This window comes from Bradyrhizobium sp. SUTN9-2 (assembly GCF_003122645.1).
GTDB lineage: Bacteria > Pseudomonadota > Alphaproteobacteria > Rhizobiales > Xanthobacteraceae > Bradyrhizobium > Bradyrhizobium yuanmingense.
Map to the genome: position 1 here is coordinate 6,798,991 of NZ_LAXE01000001.1, position 11,357 is coordinate 6,810,347.

8 protein-coding genes and 1 pseudogene are annotated in these 11,357 nt (G+C 63.6%); 1 reads left to right on the top strand and 8 read right to left on the bottom strand.

Annotated elements, in window-relative coordinates; genetic code table 11:
- The 6 genes and pseudogenes from XF30_RS38305 to XF30_RS31560 form a co-directional block, all read right to left on the bottom strand.
- Nucleotides 1-407: pseudogene (locus XF30_RS38305) on the bottom strand (hypothetical protein); the annotation flags it as partial.
- 99 nt (nucleotides 408-506) lie between these two features.
- Nucleotides 507-1,331: an AfsR/SARP family transcriptional regulator gene (locus tag XF30_RS31540; protein WP_109144836.1), complete on the bottom strand. Its 825-nt coding sequence runs from the start codon at nucleotides 1,329-1,331 to the stop codon at nucleotides 507-509.
- Between the two features lie 450 nt (nucleotides 1,332-1,781).
- Nucleotides 1,782-2,957, bottom strand: a complete 1,176-nt coding sequence (locus XF30_RS31545) for a Gfo/Idh/MocA family protein (RefSeq protein ID WP_109144837.1) — start codon at nucleotides 2,955-2,957, stop codon at nucleotides 1,782-1,784.
- A 15-nt stretch (nucleotides 2,958-2,972) separates the two neighbouring features.
- Entirely contained in the window at nucleotides 2,973-4,028 is a 1,056-nt protein-coding gene (locus XF30_RS31550; protein ID WP_109144838.1) for a sugar phosphate isomerase/epimerase family protein, read from the bottom strand.
- A 143-nt stretch (nucleotides 4,029-4,171) separates the two neighbouring features.
- On the bottom strand, nucleotides 4,172-6,292 hold the full coding sequence (gene mdoH / locus XF30_RS31555) for a glucans biosynthesis glucosyltransferase MdoH (RefSeq protein ID WP_109144839.1): 2,121 nt from the start codon (nucleotides 6,290-6,292) through the stop codon (nucleotides 4,172-4,174).
- Entirely contained in the window at nucleotides 6,280-7,785 is a 1,506-nt protein-coding gene (locus tag XF30_RS31560; RefSeq protein ID WP_109144840.1) for a glucan biosynthesis protein G, read from the bottom strand. The genes mdoH and XF30_RS31560 overlap by 13 nt, the downstream gene beginning before the upstream one ends.
- 315 nt (nucleotides 7,786-8,100) lie before the next feature.
- On the opposite strand from XF30_RS31560, the gene XF30_RS31565 reads away from it, so the two are divergent.
- Entirely contained in the window at nucleotides 8,101-8,925 is an 825-nt protein-coding gene (locus XF30_RS31565; protein WP_109144841.1) for an SDR family NAD(P)-dependent oxidoreductase, read from the top strand.
- 244 nt (nucleotides 8,926-9,169) lie between these two features.
- On the opposite strand, the gene XF30_RS31570 is transcribed toward XF30_RS31565, so the two are convergent.
- Nucleotides 9,170-10,765: a tetratricopeptide repeat protein gene (locus tag XF30_RS31570; RefSeq protein ID WP_158284427.1), complete on the bottom strand. Its 1,596-nt coding sequence runs from the start codon at nucleotides 10,763-10,765 to the stop codon at nucleotides 9,170-9,172.
- Nucleotides 10,744-11,118 (bottom strand): hypothetical protein, encoded by a 375-nt coding sequence (locus XF30_RS38310; RefSeq protein ID WP_158284428.1) that lies wholly within the window; start codon nucleotides 11,116-11,118, stop codon nucleotides 10,744-10,746. Before XF30_RS38310 ends, XF30_RS31570 begins: the two co-directional genes overlap by 22 nt.
- Nucleotides 11,119-11,357 lie beyond the last annotated feature (239 nt).

The following is an 11,357-nucleotide window of genomic DNA, read 5'->3' on the forward strand; positions in this document are numbered from 1 at the left end:
GTCTGCACGCCCTGACCGATCTTCTTCAGCACGCTCCAGAAGCTCTGCAGCTCCATGTCGGAAACCTGCGCCGCCGCGGGCTCCAGGCCAGGCTGGGCGCTGAACACGCCGAGCTGCTTGCCGACATTCACGCCGGTCTGCACGCCCTGGCCGATCTTCTTCAGCACGCTCCAGAAGCCCTGCAACTCCATGTCGGAGACCTGCACGGTACCTTGCATGTCCGGACCGGCCGAGAACGGCAGGAAGCCACCACCGATGTTGCCGATCGCGCCGCCGATCTGCTTCCCCTTCTTGCCGCCGAGCAGGTTGCCGATAACGCGTCCGGCCGCGCCGCCGAGGATCGAGCCGAAGATCCCCTGCGGGTCCAATTGGCCGTAGTCCTCAGTCTGTTGCTGAAATCCAGTCATGTTCAAAATCTCCTGATGAAGTGCTTGAGCCGTGAGCGACACGCGCTCCCCACACAGGGAGGCGGGATCACTGCGCACGATTGTGCGAGCGGCTGAAGGCTACGACAGGGATCGTGATGCAGGCGTCACGTCGAGCGTGAAAGTTGCGTCAGAATTCTTATCGCGAGGCAATTTGAGTGAAGTAGATCTCACAGCGGCTCGGAACGTGTGCCGGATTTCGAGCTGCAGCCGTTCCGTCTCTCGCTCCGGCGCTGCGCGAACCTCGCGCCACAGTACGGAGCGGCAGAGATCGTACTGACGGAGCGCATCGGTCCGGCGGCCTTGCTGCGCGTAACAGCGCATCAAGATGCGATGGATCTCTTCCTGCAACGGGTCGATTGCGAGGATCCGTAGCGCGAGTGCGATCGCGATATCCATGTGTTCGCGCCCGCCGGAGTCGAGCAGGCCCGCAAGCGCCCGCATCGCCTGGGTCCGCAGTCGCTGGCGCTCGGCAGACAGCCAGGCCTCGAATTGGCATGAAGTCGAGCCGATGCCCTCGAGAAGGTCGCCGCGATAAAGCACCGCCGCGCGGGCCAGACGTTCGGGATCCCCTCCCGTCAAAAGCCGCTCGAATTCCCCGACATCGGTGTTGATGCTGTTCGGACAGATGCGTATATCATCGCGATCGGCCAGGATCACATCCGAATATCGCGGCAGCTCACGCCGCAACGTGAGCAGGGCTTGTCGAAGACTGGCGCGCGCGCGATCGCCGAAATGACCGTCCCACAACAGCGTCGCGAGCTTGCCGCGCGAAATGGCGCGAGGAGAACTGAGCGCCACGTAGCCCAGGAGAGTTGCAGCCTTGCGACTGGGGATCAACACCGACTCGCCGGTCGCACACACGACCTCGACACCGCCGAAGAGATTGATCTGGAGCAGCGACATTGTCCTTTTCCTTCGGTCATTGTCTTCTGTCCCTCATTCTTATCCAGGGGCGAACATTCTTCTTATGATCATGATCACTAGGACACGGACAGCGCCGATTGGCCGCACATCGTCGATCAGACCGAATGCTCTTACGGGCACCATACAATCTAGGTTAGACAAAGCAATGGAACTCGCCTTGGCTCCGCGTCAGCAATTTGTGAGAGCGGAAATTTCAGATGTGTGAGGTAGCCCATAGTCAGCATGCAAATTGCAGGCGCCACAATTGCTCGCATTTGATGCATTTTTCGTGCGGACGCCGGGCGCCGCAAGCTGTCGCATGACGTGACGCACCGAATGCCGTGCGAGTTGTCTCACTCGGCGGTACTCGACAAAGCGAAGTCATGGGTCATGATTGCATCCATATAGAGCAGATCCGTCGACAACGGGTTCCGCGGCTTCGCGACCGCCTTACGTCATCCGAACCCAGACGCCATTACCCGCGGACGACTTCACCGCAGCCTCGATCAACTTCACGCCGGCGAGGCCATCCTCGACCGTCGGGAAGACGACATCGGGATGCGGCTTTTCACCGGCCGCTGCCGCGCGGATGGCGCGCGCCGCCTCGGCATAGATCGTTGCGAAGCCTTCAAGGTAGCCCTCAGGGTGGCCTGATGGGATGCGGCTAACGCGGGCGGCCTCGCCCATTGCGCCGGCTCCGCCGCGGGTCAGGAGCTGCCTGGGCTTGCCGTAGGGTGTGAACCAGAGATGGTTCGGATTCTCCTGCGCCCATTCGAGGCCGCCTTTGCTGCCGTAGACGCGCAGCGTGAGCCCGTTCTCGTTGCCGACGGCAACCTGACTCGCCCACAGCATGCCCTTGGCGCCGCCCTTCCACTTCAGGAGGATCTGGACATCATCGTCGAGCCGCCGTCCCTCGACGAAGGTCGACAATTGCGCGAGCAGCTCGTCGAGCTCGAGCCCGCTGACGAAGCAGGCAAGATTGTAAGCATGGGTGCCGATGTCGCCGATGCACCCGCCGGCGCCGGACCGGGACGGGTCGGTGCGCCACGCCGCCTGCTTCTGGCCGGTGGTTTCCAATGGCTCGGTCAGCCAATCCTGCAGATACTCGACCTTGACGAGACGGATCTCGCCGAGATCGCCATTCGCGACCATGGCGCGCGCTTGCCGGATCATGGGATAGCCGGTGTAATTGTGCGTGACGACGAAGATCCTGCCGGTCTTCCTGACCAGCGCCACCAGTTCCTCGGCCTCTGCAACGGTCGTCGTCAGCGGCTTGTCGCAGATGACGTGGATGCCGGCTTCGAGGAAGGCTTTCGCGACCGGGCGGTGCATGTGGTTGGGCGTCGCGATCGCGACCGCCTCGATGGCATCCGCCCTCGCCGCTTCAGCCCGCGCCATCTCCTCGAACGAGCCATAGGCCCGGTCGTCGGCGATACCGAGCTCCTTTGCGGACGTCTTGGCGCGAACCGGATCCGACGCGAGCGCGCCGGCGACCAGCTCGAACTGGTCGTCGATGCGCGCGGCAATGCGGTGGACGGCACCGATGAAGGCGCCTTGGCCCCCGCCGACCATGCCGAGGCGGATACGGCGATGGCCGCCGGTTTCATTGCTTGCTTCGATCGCCATGTTGCACCCTCTCTTTTAGGAGATGCCGAGCATCTTGCGGTTGGCAGCCGCGTCAGCGCCGCCGCCTGCGAAATCGTCGAAGGCTTTCTCCGTCACCCGGATGATATGGTTTTGGATGAACTCGGCGCCTTCGGCCGCGCCTTGCTCGGGATGTTTCAGGGCACACTCCCACTCGAGCACCGCCCAGCTGTCGTAATCGTATTGCGTGAGCTTGGAGAAAATGGCGCCGAAATCGACCTGACCGTCGCCGAGTGAGCGGAAGCGGCCGGCACGGTCGACCCAGCTCTGGAAACCGCCATAGACGCCCTGGCGACCGGTCGGATTGAATTCGGCGTCCTTGACGTGAAACGCCTTAATGCGCTGGTGGTAGATGTCGATGTAGTCGAGATAGTCGAGCTGTTGCAGCACGAAGTGCGAGGGATCGTAGAGCAGGTTCGCGCGCGGATGATTGTTCACCCGCTTGAGAAACATTTCGTAGGAGACACCGTCGTGGAGGTCCTCGCCAGGATGGATCTCATAGGCGAGATCGACACCGTGCTCGTCGGCATAGTCGAGGATGGGCCGCCAGCGCCTGGCGAGTTCGTCGAAGGCGGTCTCGATCAGGCCGGCGGGACGCTGCGGCCAGGGATAGACATAGGGCCAGGCAAGCGCGCCGGAGAACGTCGCCTGCGCACTGAGCCCGAGCCGCCGGGACGCCAGGATGGCGCGCTTGACCTGATCGGCGGCCCATTCCGTGCGGGCCTTGGAATTGCCACGCACGTCCGGCGCGGCGAAGCCGTCGAACGCCGCATCATAGGCCGGGTGAACGGCGACGAGCTGGCCTTGCAGATGGGTCGAAAGCTCGGTGATGGAAAGCCCGTGCCGAGCCGCAACACCCTTCACCTCGTCGGCATAGGTCTGAGACTCCGAGGCTTTGTTCAGGTCGAAGAGCCGCCCATCCCAACTCGGAATCTGAATTCCCTTGTAGCCAAGCGAGGCGGCCCATCCGCATATCGCATCGAGCGAATTGAACGGCGGCGCGTCACCAGCGAACTGAGCGAGGAATATCGCAGGCCCTTTGATCATCTTCATCGCGTGCTTCCTTCCTTGGACGTTTTTGGGGCGCTTTTCCGCGCACTTGGTTCGAGGATGCCGGCCATCAAGGGAGAGAGCAATACCGGACTATGCAACGAGAAAAGCTTCAAACGGCCGCAGGACAGATCCAGGCCGCAGCTTCATCGCTTCTGCAACACGCTGGAAAGCGCCGGACCGTCGTTCAAGATCGAGAAGATTTCTCGCGAGGATAGATGCTCTGCGGCCTCCTCGAAAGTTTCGCTTGCATCGACCTTGGCACGGCCGACCGCCAGGTTGGCGTCGACCGTGTCGGGCCTGGTGGCGCGAGGAGGCAGCAACTGCGCGAGGTGGAAGGCCAGGAGCGCGGGGTCTTGGCGCAGCTCCACCAAGGCGGGGCTGCCCCCTACGTCTGCCGACGCGCTGAGTTCGTTCGCTCGCCGCAGCACGGAAGGCGGCTCTCGTTCTTCGGGAGTAACAAACAATCTTCCGAAGGCGGGCATGGCGGTCAGCGCGCCTATGGGAACGGCGAACAGCAGCCCAACGATGACCGGCGACATCCAAAGCAGAAGGGGCACCGAAACCGCGTACGCGCTTGCGGCCATCGCAACGCCGCACAGGGTTGGAATGCCGTACTTCCGATAGAGTTCGCGGCGCTCCACCGTGCCGTCGTCGCGCCTCTGGGTCTGCCAGCCGGCATCGCGGCCGGCCAGAATCTCGACGACGGCGATCGACTGAAAGATCATCATCACCGGCGCCATCAGCGCGGACACGATGATCTCTGCGAGAACTCCGGCCGAAGCACGCAACGCGCCGCCGAACTGGCGTCTCACCGAGCCCCGTATCCAAACGAGGACCAGGCTGAGCAGCTTCGGCAACAGCAGCAGACCCATGGTGGCGACGAACACCCAGATGGCGAGCACGGGATCCTGGGCCGGCCAGGTCGGAAACAATGAGAAACCCTTCGGAAAATACTCCGGCCGCACGAACCGAGCCTGCAGCGAGATCAGCATTCCCAGCAGCAGGAACAGCAGCCACAGCGGCGCCGTCAGATACGCTCCTATGCCCACCATGAAATGCACGCGCGATACCCAGTGGAGACCCCGCGCTGGCACGACAGCCAGATGCTGAAGATTGCCCTGACACCAGCGTCGGTCGCGCGCCGCAAAATCGAGCAGCGAAGGCGGCACCTCTTCGTAGCTCCCGCCGAGCGTCGGCAACATGTAGATGCCCCACCCGGCCCGCCGCATCAACGCAGCCTCGACGAAATCGTGGCTCAGGATGTGCCCGCCGAATGGCTTGCGCCCGCGCAACTGCGGCAGCGCAGCCGATTCCGCGAACGCCTTCACCCGGATGATCGCGTTGTGGCCCCAGTAATTACCTTCCGAGCCGTGCCACCAGGCGACGCCGGCGGCGATCATCGGTCCGTAGAGGCGGCCCGCGAATTGCTGGACCCGGCTGAACAGGCTTCGCGCGTTGACGACCATGGGGAGCGTCTGGACGAGGCCGGCGCTCGGATTGCTCTCCATGGCATGGACCAGCCGGACGATGGTCTGCCCGCTCATGAGACTGTCGGCGTCGAGCACGATCATGAAGTCGTAGGCGCCGCCAAACCGCGTGATCCACTCGGAGATGTTGCCGGCTTTCCGAGCCGTGTTGTCGGCTCGATGGCGATAGTACAGCCTTGGCGTTCCGACGGCTTGTCGCAGCACGAGGAGCGCTTTTTCCTCGGCGACCCAGATGTCGGGATCGGTGCTGTCGCTCAGAACGTACCAGTCGAACAGCTTTCCTTGCGAGGTCGTCTCCAGGGATTCGATGATCGCGCGAAGCCGCGCCGTCAATCGTTGCGGATCTTCATTGTAGGTGGGAAGCAGCATGGCGGTGCGGCTTGCGATCGCAGGCAACTCCGCCTCTGGCGCGAGGGCGCCTGGACGATGGGCCAGCAGCACGAAGAAGCCGGCCAGCGCGGAGGCGAACGAGAAGGCGACCCAGGCGAGCAAGACCAGGAAGAGCGCCAGCACCATGGCTTCAAGGACGGTGACGCCGCCGACCTGCAGCACGCGATACATCTCATATCCGCCGGCCCCCGTGAGCGCCGCCGTCGAGAGCAGGATGAGGCCGCGCCGCCAGGCCATTGCGGGGGCAGCCGGCGCAGGAATACGGTCGGGTACCAGGCTTTTTCCGAGGTCGCCAGGAGCCATCGGAAGGGGGGCCTCCGTCGGCAGCAGGCGCTGGGTCGCGATATCGCCGGCAATCGGCCGCGGTGCAGTGCTCAGGGTGCCCATCGGTAGACCCAGATTTCCGACAAGGGCTTGTCGCCTTCTGCCAGAAATGCCCGCAGCTCGATCGGCTCGCTTTTCACCTGGCACTGGAAGCTGAGCCGCCACCCACCGGTGTAGGGATTAGGCTGCGTGACGATGTTCTTCACCTCGGACTTCCCCGCCGACACCACGCCTTTGACAGCGGCAGGATCGACGCCCTTGAGGTTGTCGCCATGCAGATCGAGCACGAACAGGCGCGCATCTCCGCCCCTCGCCCCTATCCCGCTTCGCGTAAATCTGGCCAGCGAATGCGGCTTCGGGCTATCTGGCCCCCAATGCAGCCGATAGGTGTAGTTGTGTTCGCCCTTGGCCTGGAGCGGGCTTTTCGGGCGCCAGAATGCGGCAATGTTGTCGTGGATCTCCTCCTTGGTCGGGATCTCGAACAGCACGACGCCGCCCTCGCCCCAATCGCCGATCGGCTCCATCCAGAGGCTTGGGCGTTTTTCGAAACTGGATTCGATGTCCTGGTAGGCGAAGAAGTTTCTCTCCCGCTGCATCAGCCCGAAGCCACGCGGATTGAGATCCTGGAAGGTGCTGATCTGGAGATCGCGGGGATTGCTGAGCGGCCGCCAGAGGCTTTCGCCCTTCCCGTTGAAGATCGCAAGGCCATCGGAATCGTGGACGGAGGGGCGGAAATCGTCGATGTCGTTGCGGTCGTTCGGACCGTAGAAGAACATGCTGGTCATGGGCGCGAGACCGGCGCGCGGCATCTCGACGCGCGGGTAGACCGACATCTCGACGTCGAAGACCGTCGTCTCCCCGGGGCGCACGGTGAACCGGTAGCTCGCGGTGCAGCTCCTGCTGTCGAGCAGAGCATGAATCACCAACGAGGTCGCACCCGGCGCCGGCCGTTCGAGCCAGAACGTCTTGAAGAGCGGAAATTCCTCGCCCTTGGCTTCGCCCGTATCGATCGACAGCCCCCTCGCGGAAAGCCCGTAGGTCTGCCCCTTGGCCACGGCGCGGAAATAGCTCGCACCTAGGAAGACGCAGACCTCGTCGTAATAGTCGGGACGGTTCATCGGCGCATGGATGCGGAAGCCCGCGAACCCGAGATCGCTGTCCTCGAACGGCGGGACCTTCTCGCCGAAGGAGAAGTCCGCCTTGCGGTACTTGAGCTCGGATGCCTTTCCGTCCGTGACCTCGAAGATGTTCACTCTGTTCTTGTAGAAGAAGCCGCGGTGGAAAAACTGCGCTTCGAACGGAAGATTCTTGCCGCGCCAGAGCGCCCGCTCGGGCAAAAAGCGGATCGAACGATACTGATCGTAGTCCAGGTCCTTCAATCCGCCCGGGAGCTTCTCGTCGGGCGCCTCGTAGGGCTTGCCCGCCAGCCTCCGCGCCAGGTCCCTCACGGTGGACGGCCCGAACATGTCATCCGAAGGGGCGGCCAGACTGCATCGGGAAGCAAGCAGCAACGCCGGCAGCACTGCCGACCCTTGAACAAGCTGGCGTCGGTTCACGTGCTCTCCCCGATCGTTACTGCTGCCCCGGCCAAGCAAAACCCCCATCACGCCCACGAGTTCCAGCCCGTCCGGCGCCCAACTCGAGGAGCGGCCAAATAGAGGTAAGCTAAATGCCCAAACCGGATGAAATTCGCCGTCCGGCAGTGTCTCTGTGCGAACGCGTGCCATCGAGGGCGCCAGCGCCGTCTTCAAGATCCAGGACATGCCCAAGCCGGTGCTCCGCACGGGGGTGGCGCCGATGTGCCTGGTGCAAGCGCTGGCGATCGGCTTCAATGTCGCAGCTGAGTGACATTTCATAGCAGGAAGAGGATCATGGCATCGCCTGACAGGACGAGGATTTTGGCTGGGCAGGTGGCCCTGGTGACCGGCGCAGGGCGAGGGCTCGGCCGCGCCTTTGCGGAAAAGCTCGCCGCGCTCGGTGCCAGCGTCGCGATACACGGCATGCGCGAGAACGGACCGGCCGAATATGGCGAGGGCACCACGCTCACTGCCGTTGCCGCGGAGATCAGCCGAGAATTCGGCGTGCGCACCCTGCGCGTGCTGGGTGATCTCACCCGCAGCGACGCAATTTCGCGGGTGATTGCCGAAACCGAGGCCGCTCTCGGGCCGATCGACATCCTCGTGCACAATGCGGGCGGCGATATCGCGGCTGCGGGTGGCAAGCCTGATCCGAACGACGCCGTGAACATCAAGGAAGCCGACATACGGGCCGTGCTGGAGCGGAACCTGCTCTCGACCATCCTGACCTGCCAGGCGGTCGCGAAGGGCATGATGGAGCGGCGGCGCGGCCGCATCGTCACGCTCGGCTCGGTCGCCGCCTTCAAGGGCCGCACCAACGGCTCGATCTATGCGGTGGCGAAGGCCGGCGTGACGCATTACACGCGTTGTCTTGCCGACCAGCTCCGTGCCTACGACATCGCCGTCAATTGCATCGCGCCCGGCGACACCCGCACCGGCCGATTTCTTGGCACCCGAGCGGTCGACCCCAACCGGATGGTCGAGACCGGGACGCTCGACCGCATCGCCACCGTCGACGAGGTCGCGCGCGTGGTCGAGTTTTTTGCAGGACCCATGGGTGCCTTCGTCTCGGGCCAGGTGTTGCGGATCGACGGCGGTGGACAGGCGTGGCCGGCGTGAGCGGCCGAAAATGTCACCATGTCGCAAGTCCGATTGTCGGGCACGATGCGTGACCCGCGGACAGGGCCCTTGCGCCGATGGACCAGGGGGCAACATGCCTCCGACAGGCGCCACTCATTGCAGGCGACCTAGCAGCGCCTTTCGTCCGCGCAAGGATGAGCCGGGATGGGCGGGGTGTACGATATTCCGAAATTCGGCTCAATACCGTGAATTTTGGCCGGCGCGACAGCCAAAGCCTTGCGTCTCATTTCCCGGCAACGAAGTAAAAATCCTGCCGGCCCGAGACCGATCCGTAGCTGAACGGTTTTTGTGCACGATTGGTCGCCTCCATAACGTCGTCACGCACGACGTCGAACAGCCGGCGCACCTCGAGGCCGGGCTTGCGCATATTGTTGACGAACGCCGTGGCGAACGGGCTGTTCCTGCCCTCTCCGTCGAGCGCCATCTCTCCGTCCTTGGCGGCATACACCACCAGCGTGCCCGCCTCGGGCTCGATCGCCGCAAGGCCGCGCGACACCGAACGCGACGCCAGCGTCATGGTGCGCTTCATCCGGTTGGCGAAGGGATTGTCGCGGCAGGCATCGAGGACGATGAGGCGCAGCCGCTTGGCGCGTTCCGCCGCGTTCAACACCTGGTCCAGCGCCACGGCTTCGAAGCTGACGTCGCGGTCGGAGGCGATCTTCGCGTCGATCGGGATCAGATAGTTGACGCCGCCGACCTCCATGCCGTGACCGGCGTAATACACCATCGCCCAGTCGGCGATTTCCGCCTGCCTTGCAAAGTCGCGCAGCGCCGCGGTCAACGCATCCTTGCGCAGATCGGTCAGCAGCGTGACGGATTCGAATCCGGTGAGCCTGAGCGTTTCGGCGACGAGCGCCGCATCGCGCGCCGGATTGGCGAGCGCTGCGACATTCTCATAAGCGGAGTTTCCGACCACGAGCGCGATGCGCCTGTCATTTCGACTTGACGGTCCCGGCAGCGCGATGACCGACGTGGTGGTGGCGGGAACGGTCTTGATGGACGTATCGTCCAGCGCGGCGAGGCGTTCGCGCGCCTTGTCCATCGACCATTTCGCGCTGTCGTACTTCTGCGGGGCAGCCAGAGCTGCGTTGAAGTCGGCGCGGGCCTTTGCGACCTCGCCCAGCTTCTCAAACACCATTCCGCGGTTTACCAGCGCGCTCTGATGTTGCGGATCATTGCGCAGCGACTCATTGAAATCGGCGAGGGCTTGATCGTACCTGCCCTGAAGGAGATAGATGTCGCCGCGGTTGTTGTAGGCCAGCGTCGTCCTCGGCAAAAGCCGGATCGCCTCGCTGAAATCGGCCACGGCACGCTCGGACTGGCCGGTGTCCCGATAGGACAGGCCGCGATTGTTGAACGCATAACCGTAGGTCGGGTCAATGCGAATGACCTCGGAGTATTCGGCGATCGCCCGGGTGTGGTCGCCCTTGCCGGCATAGAGCCGCCCTCGATTGAAGTAGGCGAACTTGAACCTCGGATTAATGCGGATCGCTGCGTTGTAATCCGAAAGCGCGCGCTCGGAATCACCTGCTGCGGCATAGGCCATGCCGCGGTCGTTCAAGGCGTTCAGATTGTTTGCATCGAGCCGGATCGACACGGTCAGGTCGGCGATGGCCCGATCCAACTCGTTCCGGCGAAGCAGGGCGGCGCCGCGATGCTGCCAGGCAAGCGCGTATTTCGGATCGATGCGGATGGCCTCGCTGAAATCGGAGATGGCGCGATCGTAGTCGCCCTTGTCGCCGTATTCGGCACCGCGATTGTCGAACGCCACGGCGTCGCGCCCGCCGCTCTTTGCGATCAGCCGTGAGCACGCGGCCATGCGGTCTTCATGGCCGCGCTGCACGCAGATGGTCCGATCGTCTGCGGCCGCAAGATCAGCAACAGCCAGAGAAGTGAAGCAAACGAAACTGAAAACCAGTGCAATCCGATTCCGCATGGTCGCCACCCTGCCTCCGAGCCAACAGTATAGACAGGAAAGGCGGCCGCGCCTGTGATGGTGATCACAGAACCGTCGGTTGCCAAAGCTCGGCGGGCATCAACATCACGCAGATGCGGCGGCGCGCCGCGGTCACCCCAGCCCACACTGGCCATTCGCCAATCAGCCTCGATTCCAAATGCCGGACGCAGTTCCGCGTTCTCGCGGCTGAATTCGCCCGAGCTTTGCCTGGTCACTCCACCCTCTTGAGCCAAGAGGGCGCAGGGAAGGCCGGGTGCTGACAACGCACCCGCGGTCCGCTGCGCGAAATGCACACGCAGGAAGAACCGCACAGCAGCATACAGGTGGTGCCGATCACTCGGCCTTCCCTGCGCGATGGTCGGACGGCTTATGCCGCGCTCTCCCGGGAGCCGAGTTCCTTCTGGCCTCCCTCGCGCCCGCGGAATTCACCGGCACCCGCGCCGGTTGACGCGAC

What these genes read in the sequence shown, in the direction of transcription:
- XF30_RS31570 (WP_158284427.1), bottom strand. Translation starts at nt 10,765, where the DNA reads ATGGCCGCGTGCTCACGGCTGATCGCAAAGAGCGGCGGGCGCGACGCC.
- mdoH (WP_109144839.1), bottom strand. Translation starts at nt 6,292, where the DNA reads ATGGGCACCCTGAGCACTGCACCGCGGCCGATTGCCGGCGATATCGCG.
- XF30_RS31540 (WP_109144836.1), bottom strand. Translation starts at nt 1,331, where the DNA reads ATGTCGCTGCTCCAGATCAATCTCTTCGGCGGTGTCGAGGTCGTGTGT.
- XF30_RS31550 (WP_109144838.1), bottom strand. Translation starts at nt 4,028, where the DNA reads ATGAAGATGATCAAAGGGCCTGCGATATTCCTCGCTCAGTTCGCTGGT.
- XF30_RS31545 (WP_109144837.1), bottom strand. Translation starts at nt 2,957, where the DNA reads ATGGCGATCGAAGCAAGCAATGAAACCGGCGGCCATCGCCGTATCCGC.
- XF30_RS31565 (WP_109144841.1), top strand. Translation starts at nt 8,101, where the DNA reads ATGGCATCGCCTGACAGGACGAGGATTTTGGCTGGGCAGGTGGCCCTG.